The organism is Iodobacter sp. CM08, assembly GCF_033446605.1.
Taxonomy (GTDB): domain Bacteria; phylum Pseudomonadota; class Gammaproteobacteria; order Burkholderiales; family Chitinibacteraceae; genus Iodobacter.
The window spans coordinates 56,576-79,682 of record NZ_JAWQUO010000024.1; the positions used below are offsets into that span (position 1 = coordinate 56,576).

Here is a 23,107-nt window from a genome sequence, read left to right on the forward strand (position 1 = left end):
TCATGACCACGCTTCCCATCCAAGCTGGCCTTGGGCTTCGGTCCCCACACTTAGCCGAAGTTCTTGCCACTCGCCCCAAGGTGGCTTGGTGGGAAGTCCATAGCGAAAACTATTTTGGCGGCGGTGCAGCCCCTGCCACTTTAGAAAAAATTCGCCAAGATTATCCCATCAGCCTACATGGCGTAGGGCTTGGGCTGGGCAATGCCGAGCCCCCCGATGAGCGCCATTTACAGCAACTAGCAGAGCTTGCCGAGCGCATTGCTCCCGCCGCTATTTCAGAGCATTTAGCATGGAATCGCTTTGGTGATGTTTGGTTTAATGATCTCTTACCCGTGCCGCGCTATGCCGGTGTGATCGACACCCTCTGCAGCCATATCGATCAGGTACAAAGCCGCTTAAAGCGCATTATCTTGCTAGAAAATGTCTCCAGCTATATCGCCTTTAGCGATGAAATGCTCAGCGAGGCCGAGCTATTAGCCGAGCTAGTAGCGCGCACTGGCTGCGGCCTATTGCTAGACGTGAATAATATGCACGTCAATCAGCTTAACCATGGCATTGATGCTAGAGCCGAGCTGGCACGCTTGCCGCTACACCGCGTTGCCGAAATCCACGTGGCGGGCTTTGAATACTGCGATGGCCTAGTGATTGATACCCATGGTGCGCCGGTTTGCAATGCGGTTTGGAAACTACTGGAAGACGCGCTTAAACTAACCGGCCCCAAACCCGTACTGCTTGAACGCGATACCAATCTGCCATCGCTGGCGGGCTTGCTTGATGAATACGGCGTGTTGCAAGGCCAAATCGCCAAACAATCGCTAGAGGCATTAGTATGAACTACGCTAATGCATTAAAAAATTTCAGCCAAATCTTTAAACAGCCTCATTATCTACCCAGCATTATTACGGTCCAAAGCCAGCCCTATTTAGATGTTTATCGCAATAATGTATTAGCTAATCGTAGTGCTAATTTAGCCAGCAGCTATCCTACTATCGTGCAATTAGTAGGCGGTGAATTCTTTACAGCCTTGGCGAGCGAATATATCGCCGAAACGTCGGCAACATCAGGCAATTTGCATGACGATGGCGTTGATTTTCCGGCTTTTTTAAGCGTTTTCCCCCACGTGGCCGATCTGCCCTATTTAAGCGATGTGGCCAGATTAGATTGGGCAATTCACCAAGCGCATTACAGCATTGATCTGGCCCCAATCGATATCAGCCAATTGCAATCCTATACACCTGAGCAATTTGGGCAATTAAAACTGCTATTGCATCCAGCCTGTGCCGTCATTCGATCCGCATCATGGCCGATTTACCAAATTTTAATGATGCACCACGGCGAAAGCCCCGCAGACCTGCAATCAGGTGGTGAGCAAGCTTGGGTATGGCGGGATCATTGGCAAACTATATCAAGCAGCGATGCGCTATTTTTAGAGCACTTATTGGCGGGCGATTGTATCGAAACGGCGATGCTGGCTAGCCATGATGACAGCAGTCCCATCTTGGCCCAGTTATTTAACCGTGGCTTGGTTTACCAAATACACAGATAAACCTCTTTTATCAAAGGTGATTCAAATGAAAAAACAACTATGCCAGCTCTACGGCAGCTATCGCTGCGCTGAAAAACTATGTCTTGCCCATATCGCACCGCTCTTTAACTTAGGCTTACGCATTTATCTAGCACAGGTGTTTTTTATGTCTGGCCTAACTAAAATCCGTAATTGGGACGGCACTTTATTTTTATTTAATTTTGAATACCAAGTTCCTATTATTCCACCAGAAATAGCCGCAATCATGGGTACGGGTGGTGAGCTATTGCTGCCGCTGTTATTAATTAGCGGCACGCTAGGGCGATTTGCTGCAGCAGGGCTATTTATACTTAATGCCGTTGCAGTCATTTCATATCCTGCCTTACTGCCTATTGCACTTAAAGATCATTATCTATGGGGAGTATTACTCATGGTATTGGCGATATATGGCGCAGGAAAATGGTCGGTAGATGAATACTTAAATCGGCGCTATTGCTTAAATAGCTAAGGGCGCTCTGATTAAATCGTCATCCCCGAATGGCTTAATCGGGGATCCAGCGCAAACATTGGATTCCCACCTACCCAAGAATGACGAAACTGAATAAATCAGTATTTCCCCAAAGCTAAAATAATGCCTCTTTAACTTGTCATTATTTTTTACCAAAAATAACACAGCGCTAGTCTGTTAAAGCTGCTTGTTCAGTGGCTTTGCACTGCATTTTTGTCTAGATTTAAAGCCAAGAGTGGTGAGGACAAAATCATGCAAGCAACACAATGGCACTTACTTGTTATTGCTGCAGTAGGCTTAATCGGCAGCGCGCACAGCTTAGCTACGCCACTAGAGATTCTCGTTGAAAATGCTGCAGAACCTTTCTCCAGAGCCAATGGCACGGGCTACGCCAATGATTTGGTTGTTGCCGCCTTTGCTGCGGTGGGTATCGATGCAAAGCTCAAAGTAGTACCGTACTCCCGCTGCAAAAACATGGTGCTAGATGCCAAAGCCATCGCTTGTTTTAATATGGCTTGGGAGCCTGCGATGGCTGGTAAAATTAAATTTCCTAAGGTGCCACTCTATACCGTTACGCCCATTTATTTTCAAAATAAAACCCACCCGCTAAACGCTAAAAGTGAAGCCGAATTAAGCGTAGGCTTGAAAATTGGCGTAGTAAATGGCTATGAATATCCACCAAGTGCAAGTCAATTACCTAAACGCGGCATTATTTTTGTGCAAGGTAAAAGCGAGCAAATCAATTTAAAACAACTCGCTCATGGCAGCCTTAATGCGGCCTTAGTGATGGCCAACGAAATACAAACTCCGCAGTATTGGGCCGAAAATGCCGGCGTTGCCAGCCAAGTTGAAACCACTTTTTTTAGCAGCAAACAAGATGTATTTATTGGTTTTAGTCTGCATCATCCCAAAGGCTTATGGGCATTAAAGAAATTTGAAGAGGGCTATAAAGCCATTAGTGATAATGAAAAAATAAAACAAATAAAAGCCAAATGGCTGCCTCAAAAATAAGCCGAAACAAACGCGCAGATTTCGGCTTTTAAGGGTTTGATTAACAGCTTGCGCGCAATCGTGAATCAAACGTCAACGGCTATAAGTTAAATCGCCATAATCTCTTCAAGCAAAAGCGCTAGCTGCGCTTTAGTTGCCGCCGATACCGCCGTCATTGGCAAACGTAATTCTTCATGAATTAAACCTTGCATAGCTAAAACCGCTTTAACCGGAGCAGGATTAGGCTCGACAAAAAGTAGCTTAATCAATGGGCGTAATTGTTGGTCAATTTTTCTAGCGGCAGCTAAATTACCAGCTTGAATATGCTGCTGCATTTTTTTAAATAAATCAGGCCGAATATGCGCAGCAGCAGAAATGGCACCATGCCCACCGAGACAGCAACAGCTAAAAATAAGATGATCTTCACCGCTTAAAAATTTTAAGGGAGTTTCATTAATGAGCTGATAAATTTGCTCGATATTGCCACTGGCACTTTCTTTAATCGCCACAAATTGGGGATTAGTGCTCAAAGCTTTAATCGTTTGCGGATCGATATTCACGCCGGTGCGATAGGGAATATTGTAAATCATAATTGGATGCTGGCTAGCGGCAGCAATGGCATTAAAATGCTGCAAAATACCCTGCTGCGATGGCCGCACATAATAGGGCGCAGAAATCAGCAGCGCCGCAATTGGTTTATTATTTACCGCTTGCACCGCTTTCACGACTTCTGCCGTGTTATTGCCGCTAATACCAAATGCAATAGGATAATTTGGGCCCACTGCCGCTATGACGGTATCCAGCAGCTGATGCTGCTCGGCAGTGCTTAATGTGGCTGCTTCACCCGTGGTGGCGCTAATAATCAAGCCATCTACACCCTGCAGCTGCAAATGCTGAGCCAAACGCGCCGCGCTAGCAAAATCCACCTGCCCATCTAAAAAGGGGGTGACCATTGGTACCCAAATGCCTTCAAACTGAACCATGCTTTACTCCTGTTTACGCCAGCCTCAGGGGCCTTGCCAACAGACTTACAGCATTCAAGGAATAGGTGTGATCAAGCCAGATATTCCCGTCAGCTGTCGCGTCTGACGGGAAGGCTGCTCCGTCAGAGGGACCGCGGTTTCTTCGGTTTATTATTGCCAACGGTGCAAGGCGCGTGCGCACTCAACAGCAGGGCTGTTGTTGGATAGCGTACGGGGCTTGGCATCATCATTACATTAGCAATAAGAATGGGGGAAGGCTTAATGTACTTTAATTATTTTAATGCGGCAAGACGATCTTAAGCATGAGCGGCCACATATTGCGCACTAAACCGTGTGCCGCAATCCCACCCTGCCCATCACCTACCGTAACCGCTAAAGCGATTCTGGCCCGTCCTTTACGCTGCAAGGTACGCTTAAAACGCTGTACCGCAGTGGTATCTGGTGGGCAAACGCGGGCAAACAAATCTTGCTGCAAGGGGCTTAAAAAGTCCGTGCTGCCGCTTTGAATCACCACCTCAAATTTTGGCCCCGCTAAATCAGACACCCACAGCCAGCCTGCAATCGTGGCCAGCGTACTGATGCTGCCGCCAAAAGCGCTGTGATGATCATTTTGATTGGGGCCATAAGGGGCGAACAACTGCCAGCATGATTGATCCCCCAGTAACTGGACCTGCATGGCTTTTAAAAGGGGAAAACCCTCATTAAGCCGTGTAGTCCAGTGCTGGGAAAAATCATTCATATCGCTTTAATTTGCCACTTGATACTTAGGCGGTAAGAACAGTGCCGCAATTTGCGGTGCGCGCTTTAGCTTAGATAAAGGCGCATCTGGCATGCTGTCATAGCTTTGTGCGCGAGCACGGCTACTTGGTGCGGCATTAGGGTTGCGAGTTAAAGCGGCAACCGCAGGCGCAACAGGCACTGGCACGCGCTCGCGGCGCGGTGCAGGAGCCACTTCTAATGGCGTAGTGCCAGGAGAAAACCCCGGTACCGGAATCAAAGGTAGATCACGCTTAAGCATTTTTTGAATGCCAAGGTAAGCTTTCTCTTCTTCTGGTGCCACCAAAGAAATCGCGATGCCCGTAGCGCCTGCACGGCCAGTACGGCCAATGCGGTGTACGTAGTCTTCTGGATTTGTTGGCAGCTCAAAGTTAATCACAAAGGGCAGCTCGTTAATATCCAAGCCACGCGCGGCCACATCGGTGGCAACTAATACTTTTAAGCTGCCATCTTTAAATGCCGCCAGCGTTTCTAAGCGGGATTGCTGAGTGCGATCGCCATGAATCGCTTCGGCAGAAAAACCTGCGCGTTTTAGCTCACGGCCTAATTGCTCTGCGCCAATTTTAGTGCGGCAAAATACAATCACTTGGCTCATATTATGCGTGCGGATTAAATGGGCAACGAGGGCTTTTTTACGGCTGTTTTCTACCGGATGCAGCTCTTGCTTCACCGATTCATTGGCAGAATTTTGGCGCGCCACTTCAATCACTTCAGGGTCGTGCATAAAGTCTTCGGCTAGCTTTTTGATCTCTGGGGCAAAAGTTGCAGAGAACAATAACGTTTGCTTGCGCGTTGTGCACAGCTCAAAAATCTTGCGGATATCCAGAATAAAGCCCATATCCAACATGCGATCGGCTTCATCCAGAATCAGGATTTCTACTTGGGATAAATTCACCGATTTTTGCTGAATATGATCCAGCAAGCGCCCTGGCGTGGCGACTAAAATCTCTACGCCTTCACGTAACTTAGGAATCTGCGCCTTGATATCCATGCCGCCAAATACCACATGGCTGCGTATCGACATGTATTTACTGTAAGTGGTAACGCTTTCGGAAACCTGATCGGCCAGCTCACGCGTTGGCGTTAAAATCAATACACGGATCGGGTGGCGGGCAGGAGATGCGCTGGTGCTAGCGTGCTTAGCGATCTTCGTTAAAATCGGCAAGGTGAACGCGGCGGTTTTACCCGTGCCTGTTTGTGCGGCTCCTAGCACGTCGCGCCCAGACAGAATAACAGGGATGGCCTGCGCTTGAATCAGCGTGGGGTGTTCATAACCTTGCTCGGCGACTGCCTTGAGCACTTCCGGAGCCAGCCCGAGCGATGCGAATGTCATGCGTGTTTCTTTCCGAAAATTAAGAACAACGTTCCAATTTACACGAAGCCAGCCTCTCTGCATACCCTAGCTGACAAAGGGCCCGCAGCTAAGCAGGCTGCCAGCCCGCCAATCAGTTAAACTAGCGCCATTTTAAACCTGACGAGATAAAGCCATGTTTGATCACGCTTCTCAATATTTAAGCACCGTGCGCGACTTACATCGCTTTGCGGTCAGCCGTTTCAACGCTGCCGAGCTGTTTTACGGCCACGGCACCGATAATGCTTGGGACGAAGCCGCCTATTTAATCTTATCCACGCTTAAATTGCCACTAGATCGCCTAGAGCCAATGTACGACGCCAAGCTCTTGCCAGAAGAGCTAGCCCAAGTGCTCGATATTCTTAAGCAACGCGTAGAAACCCGCAAACCCGCCGCCTACCTCACTAAAGAAGCGTGGCTGGGCGAATATAAATTTTTTGTAGACGAGCGCACCATCGTGCCGCGCTCATTTATTGCCGAGATTATCCGAGCCGGCGGCTTAACACCGTGGATTGAATACCCAGAGCTAATCCACCGCGCTATGGATCTGTGCACCGGCTCCGGCTGCTTAGCCATCGTGATGGCCGATGCCTTCCCCGATGCCGCTATTGATGCGCTGGATTTATCCCCAGACGCGCTCGATGTGGCAGAAATCAACGTGCTGGAATACAGCCTAGGCGAGCGTATTGATCTGATGGATTCGGATCTCTTTAGCGCGGTAGAAGGCGAGCTATACGATCTGATCATCTCTAATCCACCCTATGTAGACGCGCATTCGGTAGAAGAGCTGCCCCCAGAATACCTGCACGAGCCAGAAATGGCGCTGGGCAGTGGCGAGGACGGCCTAGACATTACCCGCCGCATTCTAGAAGAAGCCACCCGCTTCCTGAATCCGCTTGGCGTATTAGTAGTAGAAATCGGTCACAACCGTGATGAGCTAGAAGCCAGCTACCCAGAGCTGCCCTTTGTATGGCTAGAAACCGAAAGTGGCGATGGCTTTGTATTCTTGCTGACGCGCGAAATGCTGGTTGAAGCTGGGATGTAATGGCTCATTAGGGTGGGTGAAGCCTCAACCCTGTCAACTTAAAGGCTTGTAGAATGTGTAGGGTGGGCGCGTTTTTTGCCCACGCTGTGTGCATCCGCGTGGGCAAGATAAACCACCTTGCCCACCCTACATGGAGTGCCCAAGTTGATAGGATTGAGTGAAGCATATCCACCCTAATTTTTACATCGTTACTACACCAATCGCTGCAATAAATCAGATGGCGCAATATATAAGGTGGTTCTGCCATCTTTAGTAGGCAAGAGCAGTTTATATTCTGCTAATTTATTTAAATAAGTGCGGGCAGAATTATCTGCAATACCATAATCGCTAGCAATTTCTTTGACCGAGAAATAACGCCCTGGTGATTTATTGGCCTTTTTAATCACATCTTTTTGCACAAAATTAAGCAGCGGGCTAAATTTTGATTTCTCTAGCATCGCCACAACTTGATAAAACTCATCGGTTTTTTCTTCTAAATATTTTTTCAGCTCATCAAACGCCTTAATAATAATATCTAGTTGAAAATCAATAAAATAAGTTAAATCATTTTGATCTGTTTCAGTATACAAATAAGCTAGGCCGTATTCCTTAGGGCTGTCTTTTAGTAGTTTACTGATCGAGATATATTTAAATAAATCGTACTCGTTTTTTAGCATAAACCAATAAAATAAAGCCCTAGCAGTTCTGCCATTACCATCTCTAAATGGATGCTCAAAGCCCAGCATAAAATGCAGAATAATTGCTTTAACCACCGGCGCAATAAAATCACGGCCATTAACGCCAGAATGGTCATTATTGGCAAAATCACAGAGCATTTGTAGCCGCTCAGGAATTAAATGGTATTTGGGTGGCTGATGGGCAATGCCACCATTACCGTCTTCCACATAAATATCATCTGCATCCCTAAATTGGCCTGGCACCACATTGTTTTCCGTGGTGCCTAGCGTGGCAATTCTATGAAACTCTAAAATCAAATCAACGGTTAATGATTCTTTGCATGATTTCTCGGCTTTTTTAAGCAAAAAGAAATTATTCAGAATCATTCTTTCATCTTCATTCACTGGTGGCCTTTCTTCCTCCAGCATTTTTTTCGCCACTTCACGCGTCGTTGCCGCGCCTTCTAATTGAGCGCTGCTAATTGCCTCTTCCATAATCAAGGACGACACCAAAAATTTGGCCTGAATCTGCATCGATGCCGCAGCCCCAGCCACAATCCCCACCGTGCCGCCCGCAGTTTTAATCACCTGGTGCAAACGCGCCTCAATGGAATTAGGCGTGCAATAGCTAAAAGACTCGCCCTGCTCGTCTTTTAAATCAATTTCTTTAAGCTGCATAAAGCGTTGAAATTTAATCGCAAACCAAATGTTTTGCGCTTCATCCCTAGGAACCCGCCATTTTAGTTGATTCCAATGCAGATAGCGCCCTTGGCTATCGGTTAAATCATACAGCGGTAAATACTTCTGAATCTGCGGAAAATCCATACTCCCCAGCTCAAATGTAGGCGCTCTCTCTACCTTAGGCTTAGCCACAATCTCAAATCCATAAATTTGCGTTAATAAAAGAGATCATGACAGGCTGAAGGGGGAAGTCAATAGAGCGCGGTGGTCGCGCTCAAACCATTTCTTAATTAGCGGCTTTGTTCTGCAAAACAAACACCGCACCAAAACCCACAAAAAACACGTCATCCCCGAATGTTTTTATCGGGGATCCAGAGGTTTTGAATGCTCTGCATAGGAGGAACAATTTCAGTGCCTACGGCACGTTGATTTTGGTGCGGAATCTTCGCGAAGTCTTTGATTTCTGGCCGTTCAAGCATCTACACAACTACAGGTAACACTTCAGAGCTGCAGCTTCCCCCTTTGTCAAAGGGGGGAAGCAAAAACAACACCTTAAGTGAACGGCATTAGGGATTGAGGGGGATTTGTCTTTGAAATTGGCTTCGTGCCATTATTTATAAGTGCCTTCGGCACGTTGATTTTGGTGCGGGTATCCCCCGCAGGGGACTCACTTTCTTGAACGGCCAAGAAAGTAAGCAAAGAAAGCCGCCCCACGAAGCACGAAAGCCCCTCCCTGCGGATAATCGGCCTGGCAAAAAAGGCTGCGCGCTCGCTGCCTCGCTACCCCTTTTCCGAAACCCCAGGCCGCTTATTCCTCGCTCGGCGTGCTTCAAGGGGAGCATTAAGCCCTGTGCAACGATTCGAGATAAAAGCTAGATTACAGATATTGAAAATTGTTTAATTCGTTGAATTTTCTTTATTGTTTTTGGTTACTTACAACCCCAATTTGCTGAATATTTATAACTACTCATGGCATGGGGCTTAGAAGTCCCCTTGAAGCCGCGATACGAAGAACAAGCGGGCGGGGTTTCTTTGATACCTGTTTGAGCGAGCTTGCCAGCGAGTTCCGCAGCAGCCGCTGTCCGCAGATGAGGGGCCTTCGTGCTTCGTGGGGCGGCCTTCTTTGCGTACTATGATTTCTGGCCGTTCAAGAAAGTGAGGCCCACGCGGGGGCACCCGCACCAAAATCAAGGTGCTGAAAGCACTGAAAATAATTTACTGAATAGAATCAGTAAGAAAAATTGAACCGCTATGCTCAATACCGCTCATCCAGTACAATCTAAAGCAATTAATTCAGAATAATGATTCTCAACTTTCTAGGGTCAATAAAACCAGCTTATGAATAATTTAAGCCTTTATTTAAAGCCAGGAACAAAAATTGGCTCTCGATCACCCACGTATACCATTGAAAAAACCACTCAAGAGCTCATTTATCTTCGCTCTGAGCCTAATGCAAAAAACACCAATGGCACTTTGCGTTTAATTCCAACGATTGTTGTACTTGACTTACTGAAAGCTATTTCAGAAAAAAAGATGACCTCCGATGAAATTAATAGAAAAAGAGACGATAACGAGTCAGAAAAATTATTTCAAAAGTTAAAGCTAGATCACGATCCTTTTATTCTGGGTTATGAATCAACCATTAAGGGCATTTGCGAATACTGCATTAACAATCCACTTAGCAACTCAATCAACACAAAATCACTACAACTTCCCAAACCTTTCCTCCTCCTCGCTGGCATCTCCGGCACGGGGAAGACGCGGTTTGTTCGGGAGCAGGCGCGCTCTTCTTGCCCTGCTGGCACAACAAACTACGCGCTGATTCCGGTGCGGCCAGATTGGCATGAGCCATCTGATTTGCTGGGTTATATCTCTAGAATTGGCGGCACGCATTATGTGGCTACGCCGTTTTTGCAGTTTATGGCGGCGGCCTGGCGGGATGCGGTGCAGCCTAATACGGGCTACGTACTCAAAGACACCCAAGACATCACCCCATTTTGGGCTTGCTTAGATGAAATGAATTTAGCGCCGGTTGAGCAATATTTTGCAGATTATTTATCGATATTAGAAACGCGGCAGTGGGATGAGCAAGGCTATGCAAGCGAAGCTATTTTTGCCCCCAGCGCACTACTGAAATCTGAAGCGCCCGAGGTCATCGATAAGCTACGCGCTGATCTAGGCTTTGCCGATGCAGTATGGGATGGGCTGTGGGCGCATTTTCTGCAAAATGGTATGCCGCTACCGCCCAATCTGATTGTGGCTGGCACGGTAAATATGGATGAAACCACGCATGGGTTTTCACGCAAGGTAATTGATCGCGCCTTTACCATCGATTTTGGCGAGTTTTTCCCCAATGAATTCGACGATTACTTTGAGCCAAAATTACAAGCCATCACGCTAAGTTTTCCGCTTGCCTCACGCATCGCCGACCCTGCTGAGCTGGCCGAAGTGAAAGCAGATTCTGATGGCCAAAAGAGTATCCAGTTTTTAAAACAAATCAATCACACCTTGGCGAACAGCCCTTTTGCACTGGCATTTCGTGCGCTTAACGAGCTGCTGCTGATGCTGAAGTGCTTTTCACCGCAAGATGAAGCCAAGCTGTATGCCGTGTGGGATGATTTTTTAATGGCTAAATTACTGCCTAGGCTAGAGGGCGATGAAGACAAGCTCAGCAATGAGAATGGCAACCTGCTGACGCAGTTAAATCACTTACTAAGCGCTCAATTTAAAACCTTCCCCACCCGCCCTGATCTCTTTAATACCGAGAATGATGTTGCGCCGCAGATTAAATTTCGCTCACTTAAAAAACTAGATTGGATGAGTAAACGCCTTGAGCGCGATCGCTTTACTAGCTTCTGGCCTTAACCATGCCTGATCTGCTTAAGCTAGAAACCAAGGATTGGTCGCTTAATGTGTGGAGCCGCGATATTGCGCCCTCGCAAAAGCAACTAGCCACTACCTTGGCCGCAAGGCAAACCACCGCCCTGCCGATGGGGCTGCGGCTGCGGCCCGCTCTATTTAAGCGCTGCACCCCGCTGCCTTGCATTGCAGAGCACCAGCTGTTGCTGCGCGAGCCGATTTTCTTTGAAAACCGCAGCTACGAATTTGAATTTACTTTTAGCCAAGCGATGGATACGGCAGAAATTCGCCATCGGCTGACTAGCGTTTGCGATGCATTTCGCTTCACCGGCAGCGCACTGCGTGGCACGCTCAATACTGGCAATGATGTAGGTTGGCTGCGCTTGGGCCTGCATTACTGCCATGATGGCCAGTGGCAAGAGGCGGCGCTGGCCTTTGAAGTGCTGCCGACCAAAATGGTAATGGTGGACGATCTAGAAAAAATCAATGCCGCCATTGATCACAGCTATCCGCTGTGGCGCTTTGCCTTGGCGCAAAAAACCGATCACGAGCTAGCCCAATCCAAAAAGCCGCATGAGCGCTTCCCTTTGCTATGGCTGGCGCAATTTGCGGCACTGCGGGACGCCTTGCTTAAAGAAATCCACTATATCTGCAACGCCCCGCATAATCGGCTACAGACCAGCTGCCGCTCGCTTCGCGCCGATCGCCTGCGAGGCAGGATGGGCTATCGCTTAGAAGAAAAAGTCTCCCAAGCCCTAGCAATAGGGGATACGCAGCGACGCTTTAAAAGCAGCAGCCAACGCCTTTCTGTGGATACCCCAGAAAACCAATTTATTCGTATGGTTTTAGAATACAGCCGCCGCAGTTTGGCCCACTTTGCCAGCGCTGCGGCCGCACACAATACAGCGCCTGATCGTGAGCGAATTTCACCTGCATTTTTTTCCGAACTGGCCCTATGGCAAAAGCAGCTAGCCCAACGCCTTACGCATCCCCTGTTTGATGAAGTCAGCGATTTTACTGGCCTGGAGCGCGAATCGCTGGTGCTGCACCAACGTGCGGGCTACGCTGGGGCGTATCGTATCTGGCAGCAATTAAAGCTGTATCTGGATGTGTTTGGCCGCCATGCTGCGATCTCCGTTAAGCCGGTTTCTGAGCTGTATGAAATCTGGTGTCTGCTAGAGCTACGCCGCCAACTCTTAGCCTTAGGCTTTGAAGAGCAAGCCAGTCATAAAGCATTGCTGCAGGAAAAAAATCTAGAAAAAGTATTGCAGAATGGCTTAGGTGCGTCCTTCAGCTTTAGCCGCAGCGATGGCATCCTGCTGCGCTTGGCTCATGAGCCGATATTTGGCAAACCTAGCAGTAGCTATAACCAAATTTACTCTTGGAATGCCACGCAAAAGCCAGATATTTTGCTAGAAGCCACCTTCCCCAATGGCGAGCAAATTATCTGGATTTTTGATGCTAAATACCGTATCGATCAAGCAGATAAACCAAACACGCCAGACCTAGCCCCCGACGATGCGCTCAACCAAATGCACCGCTACCGCGATGCCCTCATCCACCTTGGCCAATCGCCTGAAGGCGCAATCCTAAAAAGCCGCCCAGTAATCGGTGCTTATGTACTTTACCCTGGCTGGCATCCGCAGCAAGATACCGCCTCGGATAACCCTTATCACAAGGCTATCGAAGCGGTGGGCATCGGTGCTTTTCCCGCCCTGCCAGAGCAGGCCAATGGCTGGTTGGCCGCATTTTTATTGCAACATTTAGGCGGCAAGCCAAGCGCTATCGAATACCGTATCGAAGCGCCCGACGAATACCTTGCCCAAGATTCGGTGCGCATCGCTCCGGCTGGGCTCTACCTGCGCCGTAACGGCCAACTGGTGTTTGTTGCCCCCACTGGTGGTGGCCGCACGCCCGCTTATTTAGAGCGCTTTAGCCAAGGCACGGCCCGCTGGTATCACATCCCCGTGGATACCATCGTCAAGCAACAAACTTCGCACACCATCATGCAAGACATCGCCCACTGCGCCATTGCCATCCACAGCAAGGGCAAAACCTCAGTGATCGACTATGTGTATGACGTGCGCTCTGTTAAACGTGTGGAGCGTAGCCAGATTTCTGCAGAGCAAGCAGGCAGCAATAAAGCCGCAGGCAGCGGCCAATACTGGCTATTTGAACTAGGTGCATCCCATCGGCTGGACGCGCCACTACAGCTTAATACCCAGCGGCCATTCAAATTTAAAATCACCAGCATGCGCGATCTACTAAGCGCCAGCAATGGCGATATGCTCGCCACAAGATACGGCTATTTGTATCAAGAAGCTGGGCTAGATGCCTAGTTTGGGCAAGAGCAAGCGGCAAACCACAAGTTGCCCTACATTTTAGGCAAGCAAACTAAAGTGCCATTATTAGCCTAGGTAAACCCTGATTAAATCGTCATCCCTAAACATTTCATCGGCAATCCCGAATAAACACTGGATTAGCGCCTGCGTGATAATCTCGAAATTGAATAAATCAAAATTTACCTAGTTATTTTATAAATATATTCTACTTATAATAGAAGCCAACAAAGTCGATATCTTCATTAGCTTAATAAAGCGGCAAGCCAACCGGGGTGAAATGCCCAGCCTAAAAAACCAGATAAACCAAATAACACACCAAAGCCACCAGAAACCCAAGCTAGCCCAAGCAATAACCAATTACTCACCAGCGCAGATACCGCAGCCACGGCTAATGCAATAGCGAGCAGTGCATCCGACATATCAAACTGATCGTCGTGATAGTTCATTTCGTCATAACTTTTAGCAAAGCCTTTGGCTTTTTCTTGTAGTTGAGCCGATTCTTTTTCATATTTTACAATGGCATTTTGCTGCGTCACAATTTCTTCAGCGAAGAGTGCTTTATTATCCACGTTGCCATTAGTGGCCTGTAGCAGCTTAGCCTGATGCAATGCAGATTCAGATAAATGTAGCTTAAGTTTTTTAGATTGGTACTCAGACCAAGTATCGATCGAATCGGCCTTTGCCTGCTGCATAGCTTGCACAATATTGTCGTCTTTTACTTTGCTTATTGCCATAAAAACAGAAAGCAACACCACAGTAATCGCCACTGCATTATTTAAACGAGTATTAGATGATGTATTTGTTTCGATATCCATTGCGTAATTCCCATTAGTTATTATTAAAAATTAATTGCTGATTTTTTACTACACTGAAAATATATAGGCGCAGAACGATCAGCATAATAATTCCTGATTATGTCTCTTGCCCAATAACGCCTAAGTAAATCATTTTTTAGAACAGCGCCCTATTTTTGCATTTATAAGGCGGGTGAAACTTGTGAGCAATGTTCAATAAATACACGGGCTTTACCCAACCTACGATATTTATGCTGAGTTTAAACAACAGCCATAACCAGACTTAACAATAGCTAACGTGGCCAGGTCTTTAATAATCCTTGATAGGGTGCGATCAAAATCTCCGCTAAGCATGGCTTAAAAATTCTGCTTAGGCATCTGCTCAGTATGCAACAGATTTTTGAGTGGCAACAGGCTATTTAACTTATATAGATTAGAAGCTTCTGGCTAAATAGATTTAGCCAAAAGCTTTTTATGCTGCGCGCTTCAAAGCCAGAGCGCCACCTAATATCGCTTAATAAGTTATTATCAATCTCATTCCACTTGGATATGGCCTTAGCTTGCCCACTTCATAACAAAGCCAAGCCTATTCCATCTCCTTATTTAACTCTTCATATAGCAGGGACTGCCATGAGTATCACACGCAGAGACTTTCTAAACGGCGTAGCCATAGCAATTGCGGCGGGTGTCGCCCCCATTAGCCTGCTGCAAGCGGCACAGGGCGGCAATGCACTGGCCAACAAGACGCTAAGCTATCCACCCGCCCTCACTGGCCTACGCGGCAACCATCCGGGCTCTTTTGAGCCAGCACACAGCATCGCCTTCGGCGGCAAGCAATACAACTTCAAGGCCGCCCCGCTCGAAGGTGAGTATGACTTGGTGATCGTAGGTGCTGGGATTAGTGGCCTAGCAGCAGCCTGTTTTTATCAGCAATTAATGGGTGCGGATAAAAAAATCCTGCTACTCGACAACCACGACGATTTCGGCGGCCACGCCAAGCGTAATGAGTTCACCACCCCTGATGGCTTGCTACTGGGCTATGGCGGTAGTGAATCCCTGCAATCACCGCGCTCGGTCTTCAGCCCAGTGGCGCTAGGGCTGCTTAAGGCACTTGAGGTGAACATCGACGAGTTGGCTATGGGCTTTCAGCAGACCTTCTACCCAGATCTGGGCTTGAGTCGCGGCGTCTATTTCGATGAAAAGCACTTTGGCGTAAACAAGATAGTCAGCGGCGATCCTGGCCACAGCGTGGCCGATGACATCCCGCGCGATCGCCTCAACGGCCGATCGCTAGCCGCGTTTATCGGCGATTTCCCGTTTAACGATATCGACAAAGCCGCCTTACTGGCCCTGCATGAAGAGAAAACCGATTACTTAAGCGGCATGACTCAAAAAGAGAAAGACCTCTGGATCACCAAGAATAGCTACACCACCTTTTTGCGTGACAAGGTGGGCCTGAGCGAGCGGGCGATAACTTACTTCCAGCAGCGCACCAGCGACTTTCAAGCGGTTGGCATCGATGCCACTGCTTGTTCTGATGCGCGGCTCTGTGCCCTGCCTGGCTTTGGCGGCATGAACCTGACACCTCTTGATGCTGATGAACAAGCAGAGCTAGACGATCCTTACATCTTTCACTTCCCCGATGGCAATGCGGGGCTGACTCGCCTGATGGTGCGCAAGCTCATCCCGCAGGTGGCCCCCGGCCACACTATGGAGGATGTGGTGCTGGCCAAGTTTGATTACAGCCAGCTCGACCAGCCCAAGCACAAAGTGCGGTTACGCCTTGGTAGCACAGCGCTGCAGGCAAAAAATATCCATCGCGCCGATAAAAGCAAGGGCGTCGAAGTCAGCTACATCAAAGAGGGCAAGCTTTATCGGGTGCGGGCCAAGCAGTCGATCATGGCCGGTTACAATATGATGATTCCCTACATTGTGCCCGAGCTGCCGGAGCCTCAGAAAAAAGCGCTACACCAAAACGTGAAGGCGCCGCTGGTTTACGCCAATGTGGTCATCAAAAACTGGCAAGCCTTCGTTAAGCTTGGGGTGCATGAGATCTATTCACCTACGGCTCCCTATAGCCGAGTCAAGCTGGACTACCCAGTTAACCTCGGTGGCTACGAGCATCCAAAAAACCCTGATCAGCCAATGTGCCTGCACATGGTTTATGTACCAACCCTGCCAAATACGGGCCTATCGGCACGCGAGCAATCTCGCATGGGGCGCGCCACCCTCCTCGGCATGCCTTTTGAGCAGCACGAGCAAATGATCCGTGAACAACTACAGGGAATGTTGGGCGCCGCTGGCTTTAACCATGAGCAGGATATCCTCGCTATCACGGTAAACCGTTGGTCCCACGGTTACTCTTACAGCACTAACACCCTGTTTGACGATGAAGAGCAGAGTGAAAAGTGCATTGAGCTAGCTCGTCAGCCCATCGGCAACATCACCATTGCCAACTCCGACTCTGATTGGAGCCCCTACGCCCACTCCGCCATCGATCAGGCTTGGCGCGCGGTTAACGAGCTGGCCAGCATGGAGCATGGGGGCACACTCAAAAAGAAGAATGCCAAAGCTTGAAAAAAATCTAAAAACTTAATGGCATTTGGGAAGTTTGCTTACCAATAAGCTACCCGCCCATGTAATCGGCGGGTGGTTTTATCAATTAAGCGATATGAGGAAGAGTATCGGCGGTAAGCAAAAAAATCATACCCGCCGATACTCTTACAAAACCTAAAACAGCCCACCCAAATCCAGCACATCCCAATTAATAATTACCAGTTCCTTACTACTAGTAATCTACACCTGCTTACTGTTATTACTGCACTTGATACCCTGCCTTTGCAGGGGGAAATATCCAAAAGCCTGCTAAACCTTCTGCTTAAGTGAGCTTTAAAACAGGTGATTACCGTACACAAATACGGACACAGATAAAAGAAAAAGCCTCGCATAAGCGAGGCTAAGTCTTTGATTCTATTGGTCGGAATGAGAGGATTCGAACCTCCGACCCCTTGCACCCCATGCGTGAACATTAAGAAATAAACCAATATAATCAATAACTTAACAACACTCACTTTTGCCATCAACCCGCAACAAACCACAACAGCCCGCAACAGTTTCACGCAAAAATCCCGCCAAGCACTCAGCCTTACCAAGTCCCCCATACTATCCAAGGCATATTCTACTTAATTAACTGTATAGAGCTTCCTTGAAGCAAAAATAAGCAAAATACCTTACAACACATTGTTATTGTTCATAATTACACCACACATTCCTCCAAAGACAATATCAGCAAGACAAAAGCTTCGTGTAATATACAAGCCTTCTCGTAAGCCATTGGTTTAACATGACCTTCGATCTGCTCGCTTCGTTTGCCGCTGCTTTTAATCAGGAAAATCGCCTAATTACCCTTCAGCTTGGCGATGGTGCAGCATGGGGAGAACAACTGTTACCCCAGCGCGTTACAGGTAGTGAAGGCATCAACCAAGCTTATTGCTATCAGCTTGAATGCCTGTCTCCCGATAGCCACTTAGAGCTTAAATCTTTACTTGGCTTGCCCGTGGTTCTGAGCGTTATCGATGCAAACGGTGCAGCAATAGAGCGCTGTGGTATTGTTTCTAAGGCAGAATTATTAGGCTCTGATGGCGGTTTTGCTAAATATGCATTGACCATTGAGCCGCCGTTTTCTTTACTGCGCTATCGCCGCACTTCTCGCGTTTTTCAAGAAATGAGTGCGCCTGATATCGTTAAACAAGTTTTAGCCGAGCACCAAGATAAAAACCCCGTGTTTGCTGCTGTGCAAGCACTGGAATTCAAGCTATCGGGCGATCATTTACCCCGCTCCTACTGCCTGCAGTACCGAGAATCAGACTTTGATTTCTTAGTGCGATTAATGTTTGAGGAAGGGCTTTCTTTCCGCTTCGAGCATTTGCCAGGCGATTCACCACAAGTACAGCTCACTGTATTTGACGACGCTTACGCCTTACCAGAAGCGGCAGACCTACAAGTACGCTTCCATAGGGCAGCCGCTACGGAAGAGTGTGATGCACTGACCTCATGGCAAACTCAACGCCAGATTGGCAGCAGCTCTGTTTCTTTAGCCAGTTTCGATTACAAAGCATGCAGCACAAAACAAAGCGCGGATGAGAGCGCCGTAGATCAGGGGCATGGTGGGCAGCAAATTCAGGCGAGCCTTGAAGATTACGACCCACAGGGCCTGTATTACGCCGCAGATTCAGAAGGCTTAAGCCGCTATGCTCAGCTGCGCCAACAAGCCTCAGACGCTAAAAAGAAATCTTTTACCGGCTCAGGCACGCTGCGTAGCTTGCAGGCAGGGCAATGGTTTCGCCTTGAAGATCACCCTGCACATGAGTGGGACAGTGCAGAGCAGCGGGAATTTGCGATTACGGGGCTAACGTTCACCGCAAACAATAACCTGCCAGCCGATTTAAGCCAGCAGCTAATGCTGGTTGCCCCCAGTTTGCTGGCCGTTTCAGAAGTAAAGGGCGCAGCTGCACCGCCCCCTTATCAAGTCGATTTTACCGCCCAAAGACGCGGCCAGCCGCTCACCCCTAGCTTTGCGCATGAAACACTGAGCAAGCCAACCAGCCGAGGCGTGCAAACCGCCACCGTGGTTGGCCCTGCGGATACAGAAGTCCATACCGACGAGCTGGGCCGAATTAAAGTGCAGCTACACTGGCAACGTACCGCTGAGCACCCAGAGTTTGGCGCTAATCTGGATGACAAGTCTTCCTGCTGGATTCGTGTCGCCTACCCATCGGCAGGCGCGGGCTTTGGTCATCAGTTTATTCCGCGAATCGGCAATGAGGTGACCGTTGATTTTATTGAAGGCGATATCGACCGCCCGATTGTCACTGGCGTGGTCTACAACGGATCACACACAACGCCCGGTTTTAGCGGCGCTGGCGCATTGCCCGCCAATAAAACGCTATCTGGTATCAAAACCAAAGAGCATGAAGGCGGCCAATACGGCGAGCTGTTGTTTGACGATACTCAGGGGGAAGTCCGCACTAAGCTATCTAGCGAGCACGGCAAAACTCAGTTGAACCTTGGTTACCTAATCCACCCGCGCACCGACGGCAAAGGTGAGCCACGCGGCGAAGGCTTTGAGCTACGCAGCGACAAACAAGGTGCAATCCGCGCCAATGGCCTGCTAATCAGTACCGAAGCCAAAAGCGGCGCAAGCGGCAAGCAACTCGACCACAGCCCAGCCCAAAGCCAGCTTGAATCAGCTTTAGCGTTGGCCCAAAGTCTAGGTGAAACGGCCACCAACCAACTTGCTGACACCATCGAAACCGGCGAAGGCGATCAAACCGTTAAGCCAGACAATAGCGCGGGCGGCAAAGCCAGTACCGGCCATCTTTACCACCACGTACACGCCAGCAAAAGCCTTGAAGCAGGCAGCAACACCGATCAAGACGGCAAGAGCAAATCTAAAGACCAAACCGGCCAGCAAAAAATTATCCTGCTACACGGGGAAGACGGCATCGCCATCACCAGCCCGCAAAGCCAGACCCTCTCCGCAGGCACTAACTTAGATCAAATCGCCCAGCGCGACACCAACCAAACCTCCGGCCGCCGCTGGATACATAACGTAGGCCAACACATCAGCCTGTTTGTGGCGGGGGTAAAAGATAAAGTCGCGCTAAAACTGATCGCAGCCAAAGGCAAAATCCAGCTGCAAGCGCAAAGCGACGACGTAGAAATCACCGCCGACAAAAACGTAAAAATTACTGCCTGCAAAGAAAAAGTAGAAATCGCCGCAGGGGATGAAGTGCTCTTTACAGCGGGAGGCGGTTATATCCGGCTAAAAGGCGGCAATATAGAAATCCATTGTCCGGGGGAAGTGAGTATTAAAGGCGCGAGTCATGAGTTGAGTGGGGGGACGAGCCTTGCTAAAACATTTAATGAAATGCCAACTACTAAATTCAATGATAAGTTTTTATTGAGAGACCAAGCGACTGGTGAAGTATTGCCTAATAAAAAATATATGATTCAGCGTGGGTTTGGAGAGAAAGAATATGGGGTCACTGATGCTGATGGTTATACACATGAAATAAAGAACCCTGATGTAATTGAAGAAGTAAATATATTTTTGAAGAAATGAAATTACTTTTTATAATTTTTAATTCTTTATATCAACAAATTTTTCGGTATATAAGTCCATGGGAAAAAAATCAGATTTAAGTCATGTAAGTAAAAAAACACTAACCAATGATAGTGATAAAAAAGAGAAGGTTATTGAAATTAAACAAGATAATTTTGCGGTTTTTTTTATTGGTGGAGCAGGTGACAAAAAAAAATATCTTGGCGTCGTTGGTCCAAATAATAATATATTATCGTGCATGCAGCATTTTATGAATAAAAAAGGTTGGATTGTAAAAGAAAAAAGGATGTTTGTTACTCATTTAGGCTATGACGATGTATATGGCGAGTCTAGGGTAGCTGAAAATGTAATAAAGAACATTAAATCAAAAGAAACGAAAATATATATCGTTGGTCATAGTTTGGGCGGTTGGAATGGCGCGCACTTGTCAGCTATTTTATCTGACATGGGATATTTAGTTAGAATGCTAATAACACTTGATCCCGTTGGTAATGGGGCGATTGTTAAAGCCATTTCCGATATTTACCCGAGCAAACCATCACCGAAATCTGCTTTTTGGGTAAATATTCGATATGAAGAAGGGTACTTAGATTCTTTCACTCGTGGGGTTATTCGTAGTTCTTCTGAGAAAGAAAAGCCTCGTGATTTAGTTCCTTTTTTCCCTAATTTAGTTGCTGATTTTGGTGAGCAATGGGATGTAGAAACGGGCGCTGATGAGAATGTTGTTCGTGATATAAATCATGCGAGTACACTAAAAGCTTTTTTTTCCCCTTTGGATAAGTCACTAAAAAGTGCATGGGAGTTAATGGATGTATCAATATTTTAGTTTTAAAAAGTTATTAATTATATTTTTATGTGTTGTTATTTTTGTTGTTTTTTTGTTGTCCTCTAGAGTAGTCCCTCAAGTGCAAGTTGGTAAAATTACTGCTGTTGATGACAAGGCTGGATTAGGATGGAATATAGCGATAATTAGTGATATAGATTTTAAGTCTGAAAATGGCGAATTTATAAATACAACACTTCAATGCCCTCTTTTTGAAGAAAGCGCAGACAAGTATAATCCAGATTATAGTGCAAAGTTAAGAATTTTTGGGAGTGATGTCGCGGAATTAAATTCAAAGGTTAATAATGGAAAGGAAAATAGTCTTTTATATCAAAGTGTTTTTACCGTGCGTTTAGAGAAAATTCGCTCTGGTTCTGCCGGTGGCTATGACTGGGTTTTAGGAGGGGATATAACAGATATATTAAATAAAATTGATAAAGTAAATTGCAAGATTGTTGCTACGCGTTATTTGTTTTCTCCGGTGTATTCTAGAGAAATTACCATCTTATCTAGAGATTTATTGTTGAATTATAAAGAGTGATTTTTTGATTGATATTGATTTATTGGTAAATAATATTATTTCATTTGAATTTATTTATGTGTTGGTTTGTTTTTTTCTCTATCTATTGACTTTGTGAATTGTTAATTTCTTATTTACTCTTTTTTTCTACTAAAAAACTTTATGTAGAGTTTGAATAACCCAATCACTCTTCGGGACCCATCCCATGTCTACCCCCCTTAAAGCTCTTATCTCCCGCCTTACTCCTACAGCCCGCCGTGCGGTGGAGGAGGCGGCTAGTCGTGCTTTGTCGCGTACTGATTGGGCTGACGATAGGTTAAAGGCTAAGGAATATATTGCGGGTAAAGTTAAATGAAAGATTTATTAAATAATGTAAAACAATTTTTTTCTATTCTTATAGCAGTGGTTTTATATCAATCATTTTGTATTGTTGGTGGAGTTGCAATATTGCATAAATATACAGGAGGAATGCCTGAATTTAGTGATTTTTTTTAGTTGTTTTATTTTCTTTAGTTTGTATTTCTGGATTAGCTTATATTTACTTTTGGATGAAGCGTGAGTCCGGTGCTTTTAATGCATATGTTTTAAAGGTACTTTCTGGTGGAGCATTGATTTGCCCTTTTCTTACTCTCGCAAGTCCAGCTATTTATTCGTACTCGTCAGATACGAGTATTGGTCTTATGTTGCGAATAACGTGCGGTGCTTTTTTGTTTTTTGGTGTACTAAGAGCGGCTTATTTTTTTATAAAGAACAACCTGATTATGTCTCTTGCTCAACCTCCTTGCTCAAACCACCTAAAAGGCCTAAGGTGAACGAACGTTCTTTTGTGGAGTGGTCGTCATGGCAATCAACCCAATCCAGATGCAAAAGGGGCTGTCGCTGACTGATTTTTTGAAGCAGTACAACACGCAAGCTCAATGTGAAGCGGCATTGTTCCAAGCGCGTTGGCCACAAGGGTTTCGCTGCCCCGTGTGCCAACATGCTGTAGCCACTGAGTTCTTGCGCAGCAAAACTCGTTTATGGTGCTGCCGTGCTTGCAAACATCAAACTACGCTGACTGCGGGCACCATGATGCATCAAAGTCAATTGCCTCTCAGCAAATGGTTTTTGGCGATTTACTTGGTGACTC

The 23,107-nt window shown here is 47.0% G+C and carries 19 protein-coding genes; 14 read left to right on the top strand and 5 right to left on the bottom strand.

The window, feature by feature from the left end:
* The first annotated feature begins 2 nt into the window (after window positions 1-2).
* The 4 genes from R6242_RS14640 to R6242_RS14655 all read left to right on the top strand — a co-directional run bounded on the left by R6242_RS14640 (window position 3) and on the right by R6242_RS14655 (window position 3,044).
* Window positions 3-833 carry a DUF692 domain-containing protein gene (locus R6242_RS14640; protein ID WP_318428093.1) on the top strand — a complete coding sequence of 277 codons (831 nt, stop codon included), beginning with the start codon at window positions 3-5 and terminating at the stop codon, window positions 831-833.
* On the top strand, window positions 830-1,546 hold the full coding sequence (locus R6242_RS14645; protein ID WP_318428095.1) for a DNA-binding domain-containing protein: 717 nt from the start codon (window positions 830-832) through the stop codon (window positions 1,544-1,546). The genes R6242_RS14640 and R6242_RS14645 overlap by 4 nt, the downstream gene beginning before the upstream one ends.
* A 25-nt stretch (window positions 1,547-1,571) precedes the next feature.
* Window positions 1,572-2,033, top strand: coding sequence for a DoxX family protein (locus R6242_RS14650; RefSeq protein ID WP_318428097.1), 462 nt, complete (start codon window positions 1,572-1,574; stop codon window positions 2,031-2,033).
* A 252-nt stretch (window positions 2,034-2,285) separates the two neighbouring features.
* Window positions 2,286-3,044, top strand: a complete 759-nt coding sequence (locus R6242_RS14655) for a transporter substrate-binding domain-containing protein (protein ID WP_318428099.1) — start codon at window positions 2,286-2,288, stop codon at window positions 3,042-3,044.
* Between the two features lie 86 nt (window positions 3,045-3,130).
* On the opposite strand, the gene dapA is transcribed toward R6242_RS14655, so the two are convergent.
* From dapA to R6242_RS14670, 3 genes are all read right to left on the bottom strand, one after another.
* Window positions 3,131-4,006, bottom strand: a complete 876-nt coding sequence (gene dapA / locus R6242_RS14660) for a 4-hydroxy-tetrahydrodipicolinate synthase (RefSeq protein ID WP_318428101.1) — start codon at window positions 4,004-4,006, stop codon at window positions 3,131-3,133.
* A 277-nt stretch (window positions 4,007-4,283) separates the two neighbouring features.
* The gene (locus R6242_RS14665) at window positions 4,284-4,745 is read right to left on the bottom strand and encodes a YiiD C-terminal domain-containing protein (protein ID WP_318428102.1); all 462 of its coding nucleotides are present in this window, start codon (window positions 4,743-4,745) and stop codon (window positions 4,284-4,286) included.
* Window positions 4,746-4,751: 6 nt separating this feature from the next.
* On the bottom strand, window positions 4,752-6,116 hold the full coding sequence (locus tag R6242_RS14670) for a DEAD/DEAH box helicase (protein WP_318428104.1): 1,365 nt from the start codon (window positions 6,114-6,116) through the stop codon (window positions 4,752-4,754).
* 154 nt (window positions 6,117-6,270) lie between these two features.
* On the opposite strand from R6242_RS14670, the gene prmB reads away from it, so the two are divergent.
* Window positions 6,271-7,179: a 50S ribosomal protein L3 N(5)-glutamine methyltransferase gene (gene prmB, locus R6242_RS14675; RefSeq protein ID WP_318428106.1), complete on the top strand. Its 909-nt coding sequence runs from the start codon at window positions 6,271-6,273 to the stop codon at window positions 7,177-7,179.
* 191 nt (window positions 7,180-7,370) lie between these two features.
* Here the strand turns inward: prmB and R6242_RS14680 are convergent, their stop codons facing one another.
* Window positions 7,371-8,708 (bottom strand): Fic family protein, encoded by a 1,338-nt coding sequence (locus R6242_RS14680; protein WP_318428107.1) that lies wholly within the window; start codon window positions 8,706-8,708, stop codon window positions 7,371-7,373.
* Between the two features lie 1,146 nt (window positions 8,709-9,854).
* On the opposite strand from R6242_RS14680, the gene R6242_RS14685 reads away from it, so the two are divergent.
* Entirely contained in the window at window positions 9,855-11,381 is a 1,527-nt protein-coding gene (locus R6242_RS14685) for an McrB family protein (protein ID WP_318428108.1), read from the top strand.
* A 2-nt stretch (window positions 11,382-11,383) separates the two neighbouring features.
* Window positions 11,384-13,714, top strand: coding sequence for a DUF2357 domain-containing protein (locus tag R6242_RS14690; RefSeq protein WP_318428110.1), 2,331 nt, complete (start codon window positions 11,384-11,386; stop codon window positions 13,712-13,714).
* A gap of 245 nt (window positions 13,715-13,959) precedes the next feature.
* Here the strand turns inward: R6242_RS14690 and R6242_RS14695 are convergent, their stop codons facing one another.
* Window positions 13,960-14,532, bottom strand: coding sequence for a DUF4337 domain-containing protein (locus tag R6242_RS14695; RefSeq protein WP_318428113.1), 573 nt, complete (start codon window positions 14,530-14,532; stop codon window positions 13,960-13,962).
* 609 nt (window positions 14,533-15,141) lie between these two features.
* On the opposite strand from R6242_RS14695, the gene R6242_RS14700 reads away from it, so the two are divergent.
* From R6242_RS14700 to R6242_RS14730, 7 genes are all read left to right on the top strand, one after another.
* Window positions 15,142-17,088, top strand: coding sequence for an NAD(P)-binding protein (locus tag R6242_RS14700; protein WP_318428115.1), 1,947 nt, complete (start codon window positions 15,142-15,144; stop codon window positions 17,086-17,088).
* A gap of 766 nt (window positions 17,089-17,854) precedes the next feature.
* Window positions 17,855-20,635 carry a type VI secretion system Vgr family protein gene (locus tag R6242_RS14705; protein WP_318428117.1) on the top strand — a complete coding sequence of 927 codons (2,781 nt, stop codon included), beginning with the start codon at window positions 17,855-17,857 and terminating at the stop codon, window positions 20,633-20,635.
* A 58-nt stretch (window positions 20,636-20,693) separates the two neighbouring features.
* Window positions 20,694-21,461, top strand: coding sequence for a hypothetical protein (locus R6242_RS14710; protein ID WP_318428119.1), 768 nt, complete (start codon window positions 20,694-20,696; stop codon window positions 21,459-21,461).
* Complete coding sequence (locus tag R6242_RS14715) at window positions 21,445-21,999, top strand: hypothetical protein (RefSeq protein WP_318428120.1); 555 nt, start codon at window positions 21,445-21,447, stop codon at window positions 21,997-21,999. Before R6242_RS14710 ends, R6242_RS14715 begins: the two co-directional genes overlap by 17 nt.
* Before the next feature lie 184 nt (window positions 22,000-22,183).
* Window positions 22,184-22,333, top strand: a complete 150-nt coding sequence (locus R6242_RS14720) for a hypothetical protein (protein WP_318428122.1) — start codon at window positions 22,184-22,186, stop codon at window positions 22,331-22,333.
* Window positions 22,330-22,473, top strand: a complete 144-nt coding sequence (locus R6242_RS14725) for a hypothetical protein (protein ID WP_318428124.1) — start codon at window positions 22,330-22,332, stop codon at window positions 22,471-22,473. The genes R6242_RS14720 and R6242_RS14725 overlap by 4 nt, the downstream gene beginning before the upstream one ends.
* Window positions 22,474-22,818: 345 nt before the next feature.
* Window positions 22,819-23,107, top strand: a 289-nt coding sequence (locus R6242_RS14730; RefSeq protein ID WP_318428126.1) for a transposase, incomplete at its 3' end; no start/stop codon positions are given.